Below are 17085 nucleotides of genomic sequence, written 5' to 3' on the forward strand. Positions count from 1 at the left end.
AGAAATCAAAGCTGCGCGTGGCGGCGACGCCGGGTGAGACGTCCCGTGTTTGAGAGACCCCTCATCCGTCGGCCTTCGGCCGCCACCTTCTCCCGCAAGGGGAGAAGGATCACTTGGCGAGAAACGCCGCCAGCCGGTCCTTCCACAGCACCGCCCAGGTGTGGCTGCCATGCCCCTTGGTCTTCTCGCTGGCCGGCAGCAGCAGGAACTCCCCGCGCTTCAGCCGCTTCACCTCGCGCTCGGCGATCCCCAGTTCCGGCGGGTTGATGAAGTCGTCGGCCGAGTTGATCCACAGCACCGGCACCTCGATCTTCTCCAGTTCCGCCGACGGGTCGTAGTTGCGCGACGCATCCACCTGGTAGAGCAGGTCGTTGGCGTCGAGCCCCGCGATGCGGCGGTTGAAGTCGGCCTCCAGGGCCTTGTCGGTCGCCTCGCGGGTCGGCAGGGCCAGCTGCATCGGCAGGGCCGAGGCGCCGGCGATGATCAGGAAATCGGTCGCCGTCCGCAGGCCCTGCTTTGGCTGCTCCACATAGTCGCCGCCGTTCCAGGCCGGATCGGCCTTGATGGCGTCCATGGTCATCTTGCGCCACATGCGGTTGCGGCCGGCGATGGCCACGGGCTGGCAGGCGAACGGCGCCAGCTTCGCCGCGAAGCCCGGATACGCCTCGCCCCAGACGAAGGCGTGCATGCAGCCCATCGACGTGCCCATCAGCAGCCGCAGGCGATCGACCTTCAATCCCTCGACCAGCAGCCGGTGCTGGGCCTGCACCATGTCGTCATAGTCATAGTGCGGAAACTTCGCGCGCAGCCCGTCCGAGGGCTTGGACGATTTCCCGTGGCCGATGCCGTCGGGCAGGATCACGTACCACTGCGCCGGATCCAGCAGGCCGCCGGGGACCAGCAGTTCGTCGGCGAACTGCGGCGACAGGAACTGCTTTCCAGACCCGCCCGTGCCGTGCAGCACCATCACCGCATTGGTCACCCGCCCTTGGGCGTCCCTCCTGGGCTCGCCCAGCGTCGTGTAGTGCAGCCGCAGCTCCGGCAGGGTCTCGCCCGACCGGAACTTGAAGTCCTTCACGACGAACTCGCCGTCTTTAGGCGCGACGGCCGGAGCGGCGAAGGCGGAAGCGGACAGGAGGCCCGCGCAAAGGGCCAGGCCGGCGGCGAACTTGCGGATCATGCGGGTCCTCATCAGGTCTTCAGGCGCGAATATCTTCGAAGGCTTGCCGCAGCTGCGCCTCGCGCGGCCCCTGCGAGCGGATCATCAGGAACTTGCCCGACCAGACGCCGGGAATGTTCCAGGTCCCCTCGATCTCGGTTCCGTCGTCGCTAACGGTTCCGGCGTAGAACACGTCATGGCTCCAGCCGGCCGAGCCGTCATAGGTCTTGGTGAAGCTTACTGAAGCCCCCTCGCGCGTTCCCAGCAGCGTCGCGAACACCTCGACCGCGCCGGTGTCGTCGTAGGCCACCTCGTGCACCGAGCCGCTGACCCACGCGCCGCTCTCCAGCAGGGTGGCGGTGAACGCTACGGGCGCCATGGCGACGGCGAAGGAATAGAGCCCCTGCCAGACCCCTGTGAGATTTGCGTTCGCGTCGCTCATGGCCCCCGCCCCTCGTCGACTACTTCTTCTCCAGCCGGGCCACGAGGCTGGAGGTGTCCCAGCGGTTCCCGCCCAGCTCCTGCACCTCGCCGTAGAAGCCGTCGATCATCCGGGTCATGTCCAGCGTCGCGCCGTTGCTGGCCGCCTCGTCCAGGGCGATGCCCAGGTCCTTGCGCATCCAGTCGACCGCGAAGCCGAACTCGAACTCGCCGCGCGACATCGTCCCCCAGCGGTTCTCCATCTGCCAGGACTGGGCCGCGCCCTTGGAGATCGCCGCCAGCACGTCGTCGGTCGGCAGGCCCGCGCGCTTGGCGAAGTGCAGGGCCTCGGCCACGCCCTGGACCACGCCGGCGATGGCGATCTGGTTGCACATCTTGGTCAGCTGGCCCGCGCCCGACGGCCCCATGCGGCGCATGGCCTTGGCGTAGACGTTGAGCACCGGCTCGGCCGCCGCGTAAGATCCCTCGTCGCCGCCGACCATGATCGTCAGCTGGCCGTTCTCGGCCCCCGCCTGGCCGCCGGAGACCGGCGCGTCGAGGAAGCCCACGCCCTTGGCGGCGCAAAGCTCCGCCATCTCACGGGCGACCTTGGCCGAGGTGGTGGTGTGGTCGACGATGATCGCGCCGGCTTCCAGCGCCGGCAGGATCTCGGCCACCACCGCGCGGACATCGTCGTCATTGCCAACGCACAGGGCCACCAGTTGAGCGCCCTTCGACGCGCCGGCGATGGTCGGATCGCTGTTGCCGCCGTGCTTTTCCACCCAGCGGGCGGCCTTCTGCGCGGTGCGGTTATAGACGGTCACGTCGTGGCCGGCGGCCTGCAGGTGGCCCGCCATCGGAAAGCCCATCACTCCCAGGCCGATGAACGCCGTCTTCATGCGCGAGACTCCTTGCCGCACCCTGCGGTTTCGGCCCCGTCTCTGGCCCCTCGGGCCTGCGATCGCAACGCCATTTTAACGTCCTGCCTTCAGGTTGCCCCGACAGGGTTAAGCAGGCTTAAGCACGATGGCGTCGACCGGCGAAGCGCCGATCATCATCAAGAAGATCAAGAAGGGCGGCGGTCATGGTCACCATGGCGGCGCCTGGAAGGTCGCCTATGCCGACTTCGTGACGGCGATGATGGCCTTCTTCCTGCTGATGTGGCTGCTCAACACCACGAGCCCCGAGCAGAAGCAGGGCATCGCCGACTACTTCGCCCCCGCCTCGATCTCGTCCAGCACCAGCGGCTCGGGCGGCATTCTCGGCGGCACCTCGCTCGGCGACGACGGCGCCAAGGCCGACGGCAAGATGTCGGTCGTCCAGCAGATGGCCCCCGAGGCTCCCGACCAGACCAACCAGGACGGCCAGTCCTCGACCACCGCCAGCCTCGACTCGGCCAGCGAACAAGCCCTGCGCGACGCCCTGGCCAAGAAGGAGCAGGACAGCTTCGCCTCGGCCGCCCAGTCGCTGCGCCAGTCGCTGCAGGACATGCCCGAACTGGCCGAACTGTCGAAGCAGATCATGATCGACCAGACCCCGGAAGGCCTGCGCATCCAGCTGATCGACCAGGAAGGCCGCTCGATGTTCAAGGAAAACAGCAAGGAGCCCAACGACCGGGCCCGCCTGCTGCTGCGCGCCGTGGCCAAGGTCATCAACCAGCTGCCCAACCGCATCACTGTCTCGGGCCACACCAGCGCCGACGCCCGCGGCCGCAAGGCCGACAGCGACTGGTCCCTGTCGGCCCAGCGCGCCGACTCCTCGCGCCAGATCCTGCGTGGGGCCGGCGTCGACGACGACCGCATCTACCAGGTCTCCGGCAAGGCCAATTCCGAGCCTCTCTACGCCGACGATCCCACCCTGGCCGGCAACCGCCGGATCTCCATCGTCCTGTTGCGCGAAAAGCCCGTCCTGCCCGACAACCTGTGACCGTATGACGCGTCACGCGTTTGTCCTGCTTGCACAACGGCTCGGCATGCCGCCTAATCACCCTTGAGGCATAGGCGGGGGCCTGGCCGGAGGAAGGGGACAAGGACGACGTGACGCAGCATTTTCCGACGCGACAGCTTCGGTTCTTCCTGACGGCGCCGACCCCATGCCCGTACCTGGCCGGCCGCCAGGAGCGGAAGGTCTTCACGCACCTGCCCCTGTCCGACGGCCCCGGCGTCAATGACGGCCTCACCCAGGTCGGCTTCCGCCGCTCCCAGAACATCGCCTACCGGCCCGCCTGCGAGACCTGCCGCGCCTGCCAGTCGGCGCGCGCGCCCGCGGTCGACTACGAATTCTCGCGCTCGGAGCGTCGCGCCCTGAGCCGCAACGGCGACCTCGTTCGCCACCTGGTCGAGGCCGAGGCCACGCTGGAGCAGTTCGAGCTGCTGCGCCGCTACCTCACCGCCCGTCACGCCGACGGCGGCATGGCCGAGATGACCTGGCCCGACTACGTCGCCATGGTCGAGGACACCGCTGTCCGCACCCACCTGATCGAATATCGCCGCCCGTCGGTCGATCGCGGTCCGGGCGAGCTGGTCGCCTGCGTGCTGGTCGACGTGCTCGCCGACGGCCTGTCGCTGGTCTACAGCTTCTACGATCCGACCGAGGTCCGCCGGAGCCTGGGCTCCTTCATCATCCTCGACCACATCGTCCAGGCCCGCCTGACCGGCCTGCCCTACGTCTATCTGGGCTACTGGGTGCCGGGCTCGGAGAAGATGGCCTACAAGGCCAAGTTCTCGCCGCTGGAGATCCTCAAGCCCGGCGGCTGGTCGCTGATGTCGGCCCGCGAACGCGGCGCCCGCCCGCCCAAGGCCGCCCCGGCCCCAGCCGTGCGCGAGGTCGAACTCTCCGACGCCGTACCGCTGACCGAACTGCCGGCGGCGGGGAAGCCCTAAGGCCGGTCCGCCCGGATGATGTTCACCAAGCGGCTGCGCGACCCCGTCATGCGCGGCGAGGTCACCTGCAGCGTCCGCATCTGGCAAAAACCGCGCGTCAAGGTCGGCGGCCGCTACCCGTTGGGCCCCGGCGCGATCCAAGTCACCGCCCTTCGCGAGATCAGTCTGTCCGACATCACGCCGGACCTAGCGCGGCGTTCGGGCTTCCTGGGCGTGGTAGACCTGCTGAAGGTGGCCAAGCACGGCGCCGGCGAGACCGTCTATCTCGTCGAGTTCGAGTACTTGGGCGGCTGAGGCCGCTCATCGACACGCTTGATGCAAAAACAGTGGACGAGTGTCGGTCATCGGCGGGTCCGTTCGTCGTTCCTGTGCGAGGCCCGTTGCGCCTCGGCCAAGGAGACGAGAGATGCGTGTCATGGTTTTCGCTAAGGCGACCGAGGACAGCGAAAAGGGCGCCCCGCCCCCCCTCGAGGCGTTCGAGGCGATGGAGCGATTCACCGAGGATCTGGTTAGGGCGGGCGTCCTGGTGGCCGGCGCAGGCCTCAAGAACTCGGCCCAGGCCAGGCGGATCGTCTTCGACGGCCCGGGTCACACCGTCGCTGAAGGCCCGTTCGGCCCGCCCCAGGACCTCGTCGCCGGCTTCTCGATCTGGGAGGTCGAGAACATGGATGAGGCCGTCGCCTGGGCCCGCCGCAGTCCCCGCCTCGGCCCAGGCCGAACCGTGCTCGAGATCCGGCCATTCATCGAGGTCGAAGACATGGCCGAAGCCCTCGGTCTGGAAGCCCCGGAGGCCGAGGACGGTGAACGCGGCAAACTTGGCGTCGCCTAGCGCGACCAGGCCACCCCGCCATCGACGGTGATCGTAGACCCCATCACATAGTCCCCCGCCCGTGAGGCCAGGTAGATCGCAGCCCCGGCCATGTCCTCGGGCTCGCCGATGCGGCCGGCGGGAATGTGCTTGGCCACGGCGTCGGCGTGGTCCCGGGCGACGCGGTTCATGTCGCTGGGAAAGGCGCCCGGCGCGATGGCCGAGACGGCGATGTTGTCGGCCGCCAGCCGCAGGGCCATGCGCTTGGTCATGTGGATCAAACCCGCCTTGCTGGCGCCGTAGGGATAGGTCTCCTCCTTGGTCACCGACAGGCCGTCGATCGAGGCGACGTTGATCACCTTGGCCACGCGGGCCTTGGCCGCCTCGCGCAGCGGACCGATCAGGGCCTGGGTGAGGAAGAACGGGGTCTTCATGTTGAGGTCGACGGTCTTGTCCCAGCCGGCTTCAGGGAACTCGTCGAAGGCCGCGCCCCAGGCCGCGCCGGCGTTGTTGACCAGGATGTCGAGCTTCGTCTCCCGCTCGGTGATCCGCGCCGCCAGGCCCTGCACGCCTTCCAGGGTCGAGATGTCGCCCGGCAGCGACACGCACTCGCCGAATTCCGACAGCTCCTCGGCCGCCGCGTCGCAGGCCCCGGCCTTGCGGGCGGTGATGTAGACCCTCGCCGCGCCATAGCGCAGGAAACCCTCGGCGATCATCCGGCCGATGCCGCGCGACCCGCCGGTGACGAGCGCCACCCGGCCCTCGAGGGAGAACATTTCCAGCATTAGCGTTTCCTCCGCGCCCGTTCTTCCGGGCTTATTTTTCAGGGTTGGTGAGCGCCTGGTAGACCAGGGTCGCCGTGCGTTCGTCGATGTTGCGCAGGGCCGGATCGCCGTCCTTGCCCAGCACGTGGATCATGCCCAGGAAGATCACGTCGTTGGTCGGGTCGATCCAGAACCAGGTGCCGGCCGCGCCGCCCCAGCTGTAGGTCCCCTTCCCCGCCAGCGTCCCGGCCCGGGCCGGGTCGGTGATGACCATGAAGTCCAGGCCGAAGCCCTTGCCGGTCGCCTTCGAGAACGGAGCTTCGGGGTCGTCGAGGATCACGTCGTCCAGGTGATCGGACGCCATCAGCTTGACGGTGGCCGGCGACAGGATCCGCACGCCGTCCAGTTCGCCGCCATTCAGCAGCATCTGGGCGAAGCGGGCGTAGTCGGTGCTGGTCGAGACGAGGCCCCCGCCGCCCGAGGCCACGACCGGCGGCTTGGTGATGTCCAGCACCATGAAGCCTTCGGCCGGGACGATCTTCTTCTCCTTGCCGTTCCACATGTAGAGGCTGGCCAGGCGCGAGGCCTTGTCGGCCGGCAGCGAGAAGCCGGTGTCCTTCATCTTCAGCGGCGTAAAGATGCGGCTCTGCATGAAGTCCGGCAGGCTCTGGCCCGACAGCTTCTCGACGATGAAGCCCTGGATGTCGACGCCGACGCTGTACTTCCACTGCTTGCCGGGCGGTCCCACCAGCGGCAGCTTGGCGACCTTCTCGACGAACTCCTGGCCGCTCTTGGAGCTCAGCACGCCGGTCGAGACATAGGCCTTGTCGACGGGGTTGTCGGGGTTGAGGCCATAGGCGAAGCCGGCCGTGTGGTTCATGATCTCGCGCATGCTCGGCGGCCGATCGGACGGATCGGTGATGAACGAGCCGTCTGGGTTCACGCCCTTGTAGACGCGCAGATTGGCGAACTCCGGGATGTACTTGGTCACCGGGTCGTCGAGACGCCATTTGCCCTCCTCGAACAGGATCATCATCGCCACGCCCGTGACCGGCTTGGTCTGGGAGTAGATGCGGAAGATCGTGTCCTTGGTCATCGGCGGGCCGCCAAAGCCCTGAGCGCCGTAGGTCTCGAAGCTGACCACCTTGCCGTGTCGCAGCAGCATCGTCGTCGCGCCCGGCAGGTGGCCGGTGGCGACGAGGTTCTTCATGAAGGCGTCCAGCTTCTGCAGCCGCTCGGACGAGACCCCGACGCTCTCGGGCGCGGCGGCCGGCAGGACCGGCTTCGGGGCGGCCAGGACGGGCGATGCGCCCATCGCCCCCCCCATCGCCAGAGAGAAGGCCAGGGCCGTCGCCAACCCGAAACGCCGCCCAAAACCCTGCATCGCCATACATCACCCCAAACAGTCGTTTGGAGGCGACCTTACCGGGGATTGCGACAGGTGCAATCACGCCTTGGAGTCTGGACGGTTCGGGGCTCCACGAGACCTCGTCCCCAAAAGGATCGCCTCCCTCGCCCCTGTGGCGAGGGTCCATGCCGGCGGCCGCCCAGACCCAGGCCATCCTGCAAAGACCTGAGCGGCGGAACGATGGATCCCGGGCACAAGGCCCAGGAAGGCATTTGAATAGAGAGCCCTGTCTACTTCTTCTTTTTGGCGTTCGCGGCCACGGCCAGGAAAATCGTCCCCACGCCGCAGAACACCGCGAACAGGGCGATAAACACCGCCGTCGACTTCTTCGAGTCGCCGTCGGCCGCATGGGCCAGGGTCGGCGCCGCCAGGATGAACACGCCGGCCAGCAGCGACTTGATGGTCTTCATCGGAAAAAGCCCCCTCACACGAATACTGCGGGGAGGTAGCCCGCTTTCCACCATCGCGACAAGCCGACGCCCGACTTCTACTTCGCCGAGAACAGCGCCTTGTCGATTGCTTCGGCCATCAGGGCGTAGCCTGCGTCGTTGGGGTGCAGGTGGTCGCCGCCGTGGGTCTCGACGCGCAGCTGGCTGGGCCTCTCCGGATCGCGCAGCACCGCGTCGAAGTCGACGATTCCGTCGAACTCGCCGCTGGTGCGGATCCAGGCGTTGACCGCCTGGCGCGTGGCCTCGCCCTTCTCGTGGTAATAGGCCGCGCCCTCGAACGGCGGGATGACGCCGCCATAGATCTTCACGCCGCGCGCGTGGGCCCGGGCGATCAGCTGGCGATAACCGGCGATCAGGTCCTCAGGGCTGACCGCATCGGCGGCGAAGCCCGGCTGGGCCGGACGGCCGATGTCGTTGATGCCTTCCAGCAGGAACACCGCCTTCAGGCCCGCCACGCTCAGCACGTCGCGGTCGAAGCGCGACAGGGCGCTGGGTCCCGACACCTCGCGCAGCAGCCGCCCGCCGCCGACGCCCATGTTGACCACGCTCCAGCCCTCGCCGCGCGCGGCCAGCCGCTGGGCCAGCTGCTCGGGATAGCCCTTGTCGGCGTTGGCGGTCGAGCCGGAGCCTTCGGTGATCGAGTCGCCGATCGCCACCAGCACCTGCGCCTCGCCCGCGCCGCGCACCTCGACGCCGCTGACCAGGCCCGGACCGCGCAGGGTCTCCTCGCCGGGGATCTGGCTCTTGGCGACGTGGTTGCCGGGCGGGGCCACGAACAGCCGCACGCGGTGACCGGCCGGAGCCTGGGTCCCGACATAGAAGATCGCCACCGACACCCGGTCCATGGCCTTGACCGGCAGGGCGACCGGATCGGTCAGCAGCGGCGCGCCCGGCGCGATCGTGAACTCGGACTTGCCGCCCACGGTCACCGCGACCGGCGCGCCCAGGATCTTGCCGTCGGCGTCGGCCGGGGCGACCGTGATCGCCCCCACCGCCAGCGGGCGCTCATTGAGTTCGTTCGAAAGCCGCAGCCGCAGCGCCTCGCCGCCGGCGTTCAGCCGCATGACCTGGCGCACCGTGACGTCGGTGAAGGCCCTGGCCTCGCCCGGACGGGCCACGGCCTGCGGCGCGATCGGCGCATTGCCCCAGGCGCTGCGCCAGGCCGGCGCGGTCGCGACGGCGGCGGCGGGACGGGCTTTGGGCGCGGCCAGCAGCGGCGCGCTCGGGGCCAGGGCCAGAACCAGGGCGGCGGACAGAAGAAGTCGTTTCACGGCGTTTCCCCACGCAACGGCGGTTGACGTCCGCCACTTCAGTGATATTCTCAATATATCGATCAATTGTCCATATTGTGAGAATTGATCGTTGGATCGAGTTCGATCCTTCCCCGTTCTGCCTGACCTCGTTCCCCCTGAGGTCGCAGGAGCGCCGGCCTGGCCAGCGCTCCTTTCTTTTTGCCTGGAAGGCTCCCGGCTCTCCCCTTTTCCGTAAAACCCCCGCGAAAGCGGGGGCCTAGGCTTTTTCTGAAACCCGCGGCGCTCAACGATAAAACGCCTGGGTCCCCGCTTTCGCGGGGATTTTACGGGTGGAGACGGTCCCTAAGGCCGCCCAGCGCAGCTGGGCTCGCCGCGCGCCGAGGCGTCGGCCACGCCAGGCAGCACCAGCTTGGAGACCGGAACCTTCGCCCCCCGCAGCCCCTTGGCCACGATGCCGGCCGCCATGCGCGCGCCCAGCTCGTTGGGGTGGGTGGTGTCGTTGACGCCTTCGGGGTGGCTGGCGATCTTGTCGGCCGCCGAATAGATCATGAAGCGCTTGGCGCCCTCGGCCTCGCCCATCTTCTGCAGGGCCGCCTGGCTTTCCTTGTCGAGATCGATCAGCGGCGTCTTCGTCTCGGCCGCCACCCGCCGCACGGTCGCCGAATAGGGACCGTGGGTGTCCTGGATCTGGCCGTCCTTGAAGATCAGCTTGGCGATCGGGGTGATCAGCACCGGCTTGCCGCCCGCCGTCCGCACGTCGGCCACGAACCGGCGCAGGTTGTCGGCATAGGCCCCGTTGGGATCGGTGAAGCGGACGATCTTCTTGGTGTCGGCGTCGTTGTGGCCGAACTGGATCAGGACGGTGTCGTCCTTCTTCAGCTGCGCCATCAGCACCGCCCACAGCCCCTCCTCCTGGAAGGTCTTGGTCGAGCGGCCGCCGCGAGCCAGGTTGACGATCTCCGCCTCCGGCTTCAGCGAGCACTTCAGCACCATGCCCCAGCCCATCTGCGGGAAGCTGCGGGCGCTGTAGTCGGCGGCGGTGGAGTCGCTGGCGATAACGATGCGGTTCGGATCGGCCAGGGCGGCGGGCGCCGCCCCCAGCACGAGAGCGATGGCGAGGGCGGCGGCGGTTTTCATCAGCGGGTCTCCGCCAGGATGGAACGATCGATCTCGGAGACGGAATTGACGCCGGTCAGCGCCATGGCCACCCGCATCTCCTTCTCCATCAGGTCGAGCAGCTGGGTCACCCCCGCCTGCCCGTTGGCGGCCAGGGCATAAACGGCGGCCCGGCCCAAGAGGACGCCCTTGGCGCCCAGGGCCAGCATCCGCACCACGTCGAGGCCCGAACGCACCCCGCCGTCGGCCAGGACCGTCAGCTTGTCGCCCACCGCCTCGGCGATGGCCGGCAGGGCCTTGGTCGAGGACAGCACCCCGTCCAGCTGGCGACCGCCGTGGTTGGACACCACCACCCCGTCGGCGCCGATGTCGGCGGCGGCCTTGGCGTCCTCGGGGTCGAGCACGCCCTTGATGATCAGCGGCCCCTTCCAGGACTCACGGATCCATTCCAGATCCTTCCACTGGATCGAGGGGTCGAAGTTCGCCCCCAGCCAGCCCATGAAGTCCTCCAGGCCCGTATTGCCCTTCAGCACCGGGGCCACGTTGCCCAGGGTGTGGGGACGACCCATCAGGCCGACGTCCCACGCCCATTGCGGCCGGCCCACGGCCTGCAGCATCCGGCGCACCGAGGCGTTCGGACCGCTCATGCCCGAGTGAGCGTCGCGATAGCGGGCCCCCGGCACGGGCATGTCGACGGTGAAGACGAGCGTCGTCGCCCCCGCCGCCGCCGCCCGCGCCAGCAGGTCGCGCATGAAGGCGCGATCGCGCAGCACATAGAGCTGGAACCACAGCGGCCGGCTGGAAGCCGCCGCCACTTCATCCACGTCGCACACCGACACCGTCGACAGGCACAGCGGCACGCCCTTGGCCGAAGCCGCGCGCACCGCCTGGCATTCGCCCCGACGGGCGTACATGCCCGTCAGGCCGACCGGGGCCAGCACCACCGGCATGGACTGCTCCACGCCGAACAGGCTGGTCGCCGTCGAGACCCTGGACACGTCCTTGAGCACCCGCTGGCGCAGGGCCAGGTCGGCGAGATCGGAGACGTTGCGGGCCAGGGTCCGCTCGGCATAGGCGCCGCCGTCGATGTAGTCGAAGAGGAAGCGCGGCAGCTTGCGCCGCGCCGCCTCGCGGAAGTCGGTGGTCGACGAGATGATCACGGGACTACTGCAGGTTCACGAACGCGCCGCCGTCCACCAGCAGGGCCGCGCCGGTGACATAGTTGGCCAGGTCCGAGGCCAGGAACACGATCGGGCCGGCCAGGTCGTCGGGCTCGCCCAAGCGGCCCAGCGGGATGCGGCCGCTCATGTATTCGCGCTTGGCGACGTCAGCGAGGTCTTCCTTGTTGATCGCGGTCTCGATGGTGCCCGGCAGCACCGAATTGCAGCGGATGCCATACTTGCCGAGCGCGATGGCGGTCGACTGCATCAGGCTGTGCACGCCGGCCTTGGTCGGGGTGTAGTGCGTCTGCATGCCGCCGCCGACCAGGGCGCTGATCGAGGAAACGGCGATGATCGAACCGCCATGGCCCTGCTTGACCATCTGGTTGGCCGCCGCCTGCACCATGTAATAGGCGCCGTGCAGATTGACCTTCATGGTCCGCTCGAGAACCTCGGGCGGCATGTCGAGGAAGGCGTGGAACGGGCAGATGCCGGCGTTGTTGACGAAGACGTCGACCTTGCCGAAGGCCGCGACGGCGGCGTCGACGAAGGCCTTGGCGGTCGCGACCTCGGCTACGTCGCCCTTCACGGCGATGGCGCGACGGCCCAGGGCCTCGATCTGCGCCACGGCGTCGGCCGCGCCGGCCTCGTCGGAGTGGTAGTTGATCGCCACGTCGGCGCCATGACGCGCGGCGCCGATGGCGGCCGCCTTGCCGATGCCGCCCGAGGCGCCGGTCACCAGCACCACCTTGTCCTTCAGAAGCATAGTTCCTCCGTCATACATACGCGCGGGAGGCGTCAGGTCTTGGCGCCCGAACCCCGCTTACCGTTCCAGCCCAAATCGCGGCTGATCGCGTCGGCGGCCAGGCGGACGTCGTCCACCAGGCCGGTCATCCGTTCGTCGTCCATGTACTGAGCAGCGCCCGAGACGCTGATCGCGGCGACGATCTGACCGCCCGCCCCGCGCACGGGCGCGGCCACGCAGCGGATGCGGTCTTCATTCTCTTCAAGGTCGAAGGCGACCCCGCGCTGGGAGTAGTCGCGCATCCACGCGATCCACTGCTCTTCGTTGGGCGCGCCGGCGGCGGCCGGGCCTTCCTTGCGATAGAGCGCGCGCCAGCGGGCTTCCTCGTCGTCCAGCACCAGGGCCTTGCCCAGGCCGGTCGAGCGGATCGGCTGGCGATCGCCCACGCGCGAGGAGATGTTGATGCGGCGGCGGCCGGTCAGCTTGTCCAGATAAAGAGCGCGGTCGTCGTCGAGCACGCCCAGGTGGACGGTGTCTTCCAGCTCTTCCCACAGCTTTTCCAGGTGCGGGCGCGCCACGCGCGGCAGGTCCATCTGCTGGCTGGCCAGATAGCCCAGCTCGAGCAGCTTGGAGCCAAGGCTATAGCCTTCGCGCGGCGTTTGGGTGAGCATACGCCGTTCGACCAACGCCGTGGCCAGTCGGTGGGTGGTGCTGCGGGTCAGGCCGAGTCGCGCGGCCAGGGCCGGCAGGCCGATGGCGCCCGCATCGGCCACCACGTCGAGCACGTCCAGGCCGCGAAACAGCGTCTGGCTACCGCTTGGGCTCTTGGTCGCCGCGCCTTCGTCGTCAGCCACTGGTTCCGCTCCCCTTGACGTGCTGGGTTTCATTTTGTAGCACTACCTCTCATAATATGGAACGCAAGACAAGGGCTCGCTTCGCGACTCTTCGGGTCACGGATCTACCGCGGCGAGCGTGTCATACGATGTTCTGGGGAGGTAGCGCGAACATGTGTTCGCGCCGTTCGGCGGCCCCGCTGGCGCGCCCTCCCCCGGTTTGGGGTTGATCCGGTCGAGCGACCGGGCGTTGTTGGAGCACTAAGATGCCGCTTCCCTTGATCAAGCATGTCCGGGCCTTCGTGGTCCGCGGCGGCGGCGCTGATTATCACGACCAGGGCGAAGGCCACTGGATCGACGATCACATCGCCACCCCGATGTCGCGCTATCCGGAATACCGCCAGAGCCGCCAGAGCTTCGGCATCAACGTGCTGGGCACGCTGGTCGTCGAGATCGAGGCCGTCGATGGCACGATCGGCTTCGCGGTGACCACCGGCGGCGAGCCGGCCGCCTTCATCGTCGAAAAGCACCTGGCCCGCTTCCTGGAAGGCCGCGACCCGACCGAGGTCGAGAAAATCTGGGACCAGATGTACTTCTCCACCCAGTACTACGGCCGCAAGGGCCTGGTCGTGAACGCCATCTCGGGCGTCGACCTGGCGCTCTACGACCTGCTGGGCAAGCTGCGCCAGGAGCCGGTCTACGCCCTGCTCGGCGGCAAGGTCCGTGACGAACTTACCTTCTACGCCACGGGCGCGCGTCCGGACCTGGCCAAGGAGATGGGCTTCATCGGCGGCAAGATGCCCCTGCACCACGGCCCGGCCGAGGGCGAAGAAGGCCTGCACAAGAACATCCAGGAACTGGCCACCATGCGCGAGCGCGTGGGCGAGGACTTCTGGCTGATGTTCGACTGCTGGATGTCGCTGGACCTCAACTACGCCACCAAGCTGGCCCACAAGGCCCACGAGCTGGGCCTGAAGTGGATCGAGGAAGCCCTCAGCCCCGACGACTACTGGGGCTATCGCGATCTCAAGAAGAACGCCCCCAAGGGCATGCTGGTCACCACCGGCGAGCACGAAGCCACCCGCTGGGGCTTCCGCATGCTGCTGGAGATGGAATGCTGCGACATCATCCAGCCGGACGTGGGCTGGTGCGGCGGCGTCACCGAACTGATCAAGATCGCCAACCTGGCCGACAGCAAGGGCGTGATGATGATCCCGCACGGCTCGTCGGTGTACAGCTACCACTTCGTCATCACGCGCCATAACAGCCCGTTCGCCGAGTTCCTGATGATGGCCCCGAAGGCCGACGAGGTCGTGCCGATGTTCCATCCGCAGCTGATCGGCGAGCCCGTGCCGGTCAACGGCAAGCTCAAGCTCGGCGACGCGCCCGGCTTCGGCGTCGAGCTGAACCGCGACATCGCCCTGCACCGTCCCTATCCGCGGTAAGCCGCGCCTTTCCTCCCCCATTTCCCCCTAGAGCCAGAAGATCATGAAACTGCTGCGTTACGGCCCGCGGGGCGCCGAAAAGCCCGGTCTGCTCGACGCCGAAGGCAAGATCCGCGACCTGTCGGGCCACGTGTCCGACATCACCGGCGCCGAGCTGTCGCCCGAGGGCCTGGCCAAGATCGCCGCCATCGACCCGGCCACCCTGCCGGTGGTCGAAGGCTCGCCGCGCTACGGCGTGCCGATCGGCAATGTCGGCAAGTTCCTGGCCATCGGCCTGAACTTCGCCGACCACGCCAAGGAAGCCGGCCTCGAGCCCCCGCCCGAGCCGATCTTCTTCACCAAGGCGATCTCGTGCCTGAACGGCCCGAACGACCAGGTCATGCTGCCCAAGGGCGCCGAGAAGGGCGACTGGGAAGTCGAGCTGGGCGTCGTGATCGGCAAGCGCGCCCGCTATGTCGAGCAATCCGAAGCCCTGGACTACGTCGCCGGCTACGTGCTGGTGAACGACGTCTCCGAGCGCGCCTTCCAGAAGGAGCTCGGCTCGCAGTGGGACAAGGGCAAGGGCTGCGACACCTTCGGTCCGGTCGGTCCGTGGGTCGTCACCGCCGATGAGGTCGGCGACTGCCAGAACCTCGACATGTGGCTCGACCTCAACGGCAAGCGCATGCAGACCGGCAACAGCAAGACGATGATCTTCGGCGTCGCCGAGCTGATCGCCTACATGAGCCGCTTCGTCACCCTGGAGCCGGGCGACATCCTGACCACGGGCACCCCTCCGGGCGTCGGCGAAGGCCAGAAGCCGGAAAAGATCTTCCTCAAGGCCGGCGACGTCATGGAGCTGGGCATCGAGAAGCTCGGCAGCCAGCGCCAGGAAGTCATCGCCTGGACCAAGGAAGGCGTCTCGTGACCGTCTACGCCAACCGCTTTGCAAACCGCGCCGCCGTCATCACCGGCGGCGCCTCGGGCCTGGGCAAGGAAACCGCCCGCCGCCTTATCGCCGAAGGCGGCAAGGTCGCCCTGTGGGACGTCAACGCCGAGGCCCTGAAGGCCGCCGCCGAAGAGATCGGCGCCACCTTCACCTACGCGCTGGACGTCTCCGACGAAGCCCAGGTCGCGGCCGCCACGGCCGCCAGCCTGGAGGCCTTGGGCAAGATCGACGTGCTGGTCAATTCGGCCGGCATCACCGGCGCCACCGTGCCGGTGCACGAGTTCCCGCTCGACAGCTGGAAGCGCGTCATCGATATCAACCTGAACGGCCTCTTCTACTGCTGCCGTTCGGTGGTGCCGCACATGCTGGCGGCCGGCTACGGCCGCATCGTCAACGTCGCCTCGGTGGCCGGCAAGGAAGGCAACCCGAACGCCAGCGCCTATTCGGCGTCGAAGGCCGGCGTGATCGGCCTGACCAAGTCGCTGGGCAAGGAACTGGCCGGCAAGGGCGTGATCGCCAACGCCCTGACCCCCGCCACCTTCGAAAGCCCGATCCTCGAGCAGCTGCCGGCCAGCCAGGTCGAGTACATGCGCAGCAAGATCCCGATGGGCCGTCTCGGCGAAGTCGAGGAAAGCGCCGCCATGGTCTGCTTCATGGCCAGCGAAGAGTGCAGCTTCACCACCGCCGCCACCTTCGACACGTCCGGCGGCCGGACCACCTTCTAAGCTTTTGTATCCGGGCTCGCCCGCCCTTCGGGGCGGGCGGGTTCAAAGGGAGGAACCATGGCGTACGCGGGTCCGATCATCGACGCCCACATGCACCTGTGGGACCTCGACAAGCACTACTATTCGTGGCTGCAGGACGACCCGCTGCCCAACAATCCGGCCGGCGACATGAGCCTGATCGCAGGGAAGGACTACCTGCCCGCCGACTACGCCGCCGACGCCCTGCCCTGGCGCGTCCAGAGCCTGGTCCACGTCGAGTGCGGCCTGCCGACCGACAAGCAGCTCTCCGAAACCGACTGGCTGGAAGGCCTGGCCGACGCCGGCGCGCCCATCGGGGCCATCGTCGCCGGGGCCAACCTGGACGATCCCAACGTCGAGCTGCTGCTGGAAGCCCACGCCGAGCGCCCGCGCGTTCGCGGGATCCGCCAGATCGTCAATTTCCACGAGGACCCGGCCAAGACCTACGGTCCGTCCGACCTGCTGCTGAACGACCAGTGGCGCCGGGGTTTCGCCCTGCTCGCCGACCACGGCCTGTCGTTCGACCTGCAGCTCTATCCCTCGCAGATGGCGACCGCCGCCGCGCTGGCCGACGCCCATCCCGACATCCCGTTGATCGTCAATCACGCCGGCATGCCGACCGACCGCGACGAGGCGGGTCTCGCCCTCTGGCGCGCCGGCCTCGCGGACCTCGCCAAGCGCCCCAACGTCTCGTGCAAGATCTCGGGCCTGGCCATGGTCGACCGCGCCTGGACGGTGGAAAGCCTGCGCCCGTTCGTCCTCTACGTGATCGAGGCCTTCGGCGCGGAACGCAGCATGTTCGCCAGCAACTTCCCGGTCGAGAAGGTGCACGGAAGCTTCGACGCCTTCTACAGCGCCTACGACGCCATCACGGCCGATTTCAGCGACGCCGACCGCCAGCGCCTGTTCGCCGGCACGGCCGCCGACATCTACCGCATCGCCTGACAACCATAAAAAGACGCCCGGAGGACA

At 68.0% G+C, this 17085-nt stretch carries 19 protein-coding genes; 8 read left to right on the forward strand and 11 right to left on the reverse strand.

Annotation, left to right across the window (positions count from 1 at the left end):
* Positions 1-109 precede the first annotated feature (109 nt).
* Genes AC2YHT_RS03880 through AC2YHT_RS03890 form a run of 3 tightly spaced genes read right to left on the reverse strand, consistent with a single transcriptional unit; the run spans position 110 to position 2478 of the window.
* Positions 110-1192 (reverse strand): alpha/beta fold hydrolase, encoded by a 1083-nt coding sequence (locus AC2YHT_RS03880; RefSeq protein WP_487288267.1) that lies wholly within the window; start codon positions 1190-1192, stop codon positions 110-112.
* A 7-nt stretch (positions 1193-1199) separates the two neighbouring features.
* Positions 1200-1601, reverse strand: coding sequence for a hypothetical protein (locus tag AC2YHT_RS03885; protein ID WP_487288268.1), 402 nt, complete (start codon positions 1599-1601; stop codon positions 1200-1202).
* Positions 1602-1620: 19 nt separating this feature from the next.
* A complete protein-coding gene (locus tag AC2YHT_RS03890; protein WP_487288270.1) occupies positions 1621-2478 on the reverse strand; it encodes an NAD(P)-dependent oxidoreductase in 858 nt (285 codons plus the stop codon).
* Positions 2479-2605: 127 nt separating this feature from the next.
* Between AC2YHT_RS03890 and AC2YHT_RS03895 the strand changes: the two genes are divergently transcribed.
* From AC2YHT_RS03895 to AC2YHT_RS03910, 4 genes are all read left to right on the forward strand, one after another.
* A complete protein-coding gene (locus AC2YHT_RS03895; protein ID WP_487288271.1) occupies positions 2606-3505 on the forward strand; it encodes a flagellar motor protein MotB in 900 nt (299 codons plus the stop codon).
* A 110-nt stretch (positions 3506-3615) separates the two neighbouring features.
* Complete coding sequence (locus AC2YHT_RS03900) at positions 3616-4461, forward strand: arginyltransferase (RefSeq protein WP_487288273.1); 846 nt, start codon at positions 3616-3618, stop codon at positions 4459-4461.
* 15 nt (positions 4462-4476) lie between these two features.
* The gene (locus AC2YHT_RS03905; protein ID WP_487288274.1) at positions 4477-4755 is read left to right on the forward strand and encodes an ASCH domain-containing protein; all 279 of its coding nucleotides are present in this window, start codon (positions 4477-4479) and stop codon (positions 4753-4755) included.
* A gap of 121 nt (positions 4756-4876) precedes the next feature.
* Positions 4877-5290 (forward strand): YciI family protein, encoded by a 414-nt coding sequence (locus tag AC2YHT_RS03910; RefSeq protein WP_487288276.1) that lies wholly within the window; start codon positions 4877-4879, stop codon positions 5288-5290.
* On the opposite strand, the gene AC2YHT_RS03915 is transcribed toward AC2YHT_RS03910, so the two are convergent.
* From AC2YHT_RS03915 to AC2YHT_RS03950, 8 genes are all read right to left on the reverse strand, one after another.
* Complete coding sequence (locus tag AC2YHT_RS03915) at positions 5287-6054, reverse strand: SDR family oxidoreductase (protein WP_487288277.1); 768 nt, start codon at positions 6052-6054, stop codon at positions 5287-5289. The genes AC2YHT_RS03910 and AC2YHT_RS03915 overlap by 4 nt on opposite strands.
* A gap of 31 nt (positions 6055-6085) precedes the next feature.
* The gene (locus tag AC2YHT_RS03920; protein ID WP_487288278.1) at positions 6086-7348 is read right to left on the reverse strand and encodes a serine hydrolase domain-containing protein; all 1263 of its coding nucleotides are present in this window, start codon (positions 7346-7348) and stop codon (positions 6086-6088) included.
* A 323-nt stretch (positions 7349-7671) separates the two neighbouring features.
* Positions 7672-7851, reverse strand: coding sequence for a hypothetical protein (locus AC2YHT_RS03925; protein ID WP_487288279.1), 180 nt, complete (start codon positions 7849-7851; stop codon positions 7672-7674).
* Positions 7852-7928: 77 nt separating this feature from the next.
* Positions 7929-9161, reverse strand: a complete 1233-nt coding sequence (locus AC2YHT_RS03930) for an SGNH/GDSL hydrolase family protein (protein ID WP_487288280.1) — start codon at positions 9159-9161, stop codon at positions 7929-7931.
* Positions 9162-9485: 324 nt separating this feature from the next.
* On the reverse strand, positions 9486-10280 hold the full coding sequence (locus AC2YHT_RS03935) for a rhamnogalacturonan acetylesterase (RefSeq protein WP_487288282.1): 795 nt from the start codon (positions 10278-10280) through the stop codon (positions 9486-9488).
* A complete protein-coding gene (lldD, locus tag AC2YHT_RS03940) occupies positions 10280-11419 on the reverse strand; it encodes an FMN-dependent L-lactate dehydrogenase LldD (protein WP_487288283.1) in 1140 nt (379 codons plus the stop codon). Before lldD ends, AC2YHT_RS03935 begins: the two co-directional genes overlap by 1 nt.
* Before the next feature lie 4 nt (positions 11420-11423).
* Positions 11424-12185 (reverse strand): L-rhamnose 1-dehydrogenase Lra1, encoded by a 762-nt coding sequence (gene lra1 / locus AC2YHT_RS03945; protein WP_110122023.1) that lies wholly within the window; start codon positions 12183-12185, stop codon positions 11424-11426.
* A 32-nt stretch (positions 12186-12217) separates the two neighbouring features.
* Positions 12218-13051, reverse strand: a complete 834-nt coding sequence (locus AC2YHT_RS03950) for an IclR family transcriptional regulator (RefSeq protein WP_110122024.1) — start codon at positions 13049-13051, stop codon at positions 12218-12220.
* A 212-nt stretch (positions 13052-13263) separates the two neighbouring features.
* Between AC2YHT_RS03950 and rhmD the strand changes: the two genes are divergently transcribed.
* Genes rhmD through AC2YHT_RS03970 form a run of 4 tightly spaced genes read left to right on the forward strand, consistent with a single transcriptional unit; the run spans position 13264 to position 17058 of the window.
* A complete protein-coding gene (gene rhmD, locus AC2YHT_RS03955) occupies positions 13264-14442 on the forward strand; it encodes an L-rhamnonate dehydratase (protein ID WP_487288284.1) in 1179 nt (392 codons plus the stop codon).
* Between the two features lie 43 nt (positions 14443-14485).
* Positions 14486-15349, forward strand: a complete 864-nt coding sequence (locus tag AC2YHT_RS03960) for a 2,4-didehydro-3-deoxy-L-rhamnonate hydrolase (RefSeq protein WP_110122026.1) — start codon at positions 14486-14488, stop codon at positions 15347-15349.
* Entirely contained in the window at positions 15346-16095 is a 750-nt protein-coding gene (locus tag AC2YHT_RS03965) for an SDR family NAD(P)-dependent oxidoreductase (RefSeq protein ID WP_487288285.1), read from the forward strand. Before AC2YHT_RS03960 ends, AC2YHT_RS03965 begins: the two co-directional genes overlap by 4 nt.
* Before the next feature lie 57 nt (positions 16096-16152).
* Complete coding sequence (locus AC2YHT_RS03970) at positions 16153-17058, forward strand: amidohydrolase family protein (protein WP_487288286.1); 906 nt, start codon at positions 16153-16155, stop codon at positions 17056-17058.
* The last annotated feature ends 27 nt before the right edge of the window (positions 17059-17085 follow it).

The sequence above is a fragment of the Caulobacter sp. SRI_008 genome, from assembly GCF_057586355.1.

Excerpts from the sequence above, each read along its gene's own strand:
- AC2YHT_RS03880 (WP_487288267.1), bottom strand. The coding sequence starts at position 1,192 with ATGAGGACCCGCATGATCCGCAAGTTCGCCGCCGGCCTGGCCCTTTGC.
- AC2YHT_RS03885 (WP_487288268.1), bottom strand. The coding sequence starts at position 1,601 with ATGAGCGACGCGAACGCAAATCTCACAGGGGTCTGGCAGGGGCTCTAT.
- AC2YHT_RS03890 (WP_487288270.1), bottom strand. The coding sequence starts at position 2,478 with ATGAAGACGGCGTTCATCGGCCTGGGAGTGATGGGCTTTCCGATGGCG.
- AC2YHT_RS03895 (WP_487288271.1), top strand. The coding sequence starts at position 2,606 with ATGGCGTCGACCGGCGAAGCGCCGATCATCATCAAGAAGATCAAGAAG.
- AC2YHT_RS03905 (WP_487288274.1), top strand. The coding sequence starts at position 4,477 with ATGATGTTCACCAAGCGGCTGCGCGACCCCGTCATGCGCGGCGAGGTC.
- AC2YHT_RS03910 (WP_487288276.1), top strand. The coding sequence starts at position 4,877 with ATGGTTTTCGCTAAGGCGACCGAGGACAGCGAAAAGGGCGCCCCGCCC.
- AC2YHT_RS03915 (WP_487288277.1), bottom strand. The coding sequence starts at position 6,054 with ATGCTGGAAATGTTCTCCCTCGAGGGCCGGGTGGCGCTCGTCACCGGC.
- AC2YHT_RS03920 (WP_487288278.1), bottom strand. The coding sequence starts at position 7,348 with ATGGGCGCATCGCCCGTCCTGGCCGCCCCGAAGCCGGTCCTGCCGGCC.
- AC2YHT_RS03925 (WP_487288279.1), bottom strand. The coding sequence starts at position 7,851 with ATGAAGACCATCAAGTCGCTGCTGGCCGGCGTGTTCATCCTGGCGGCG.
- AC2YHT_RS03935 (WP_487288282.1), bottom strand. The coding sequence starts at position 10,280 with ATGAAAACCGCCGCCGCCCTCGCCATCGCTCTCGTGCTGGGGGCGGCG.
- lra1 (WP_110122023.1), bottom strand. The coding sequence starts at position 12,185 with ATGCTTCTGAAGGACAAGGTGGTGCTGGTGACCGGCGCCTCGGGCGGC.
- AC2YHT_RS03950 (WP_110122024.1), bottom strand. The coding sequence starts at position 13,051 with ATGAAACCCAGCACGTCAAGGGGAGCGGAACCAGTGGCTGACGACGAA.
- rhmD (WP_487288284.1), top strand. The coding sequence starts at position 13,264 with ATGCCGCTTCCCTTGATCAAGCATGTCCGGGCCTTCGTGGTCCGCGGC.
- AC2YHT_RS03960 (WP_110122026.1), top strand. The coding sequence starts at position 14,486 with ATGAAACTGCTGCGTTACGGCCCGCGGGGCGCCGAAAAGCCCGGTCTG.
- AC2YHT_RS03970 (WP_487288286.1), top strand. The coding sequence starts at position 16,153 with ATGGCGTACGCGGGTCCGATCATCGACGCCCACATGCACCTGTGGGAC.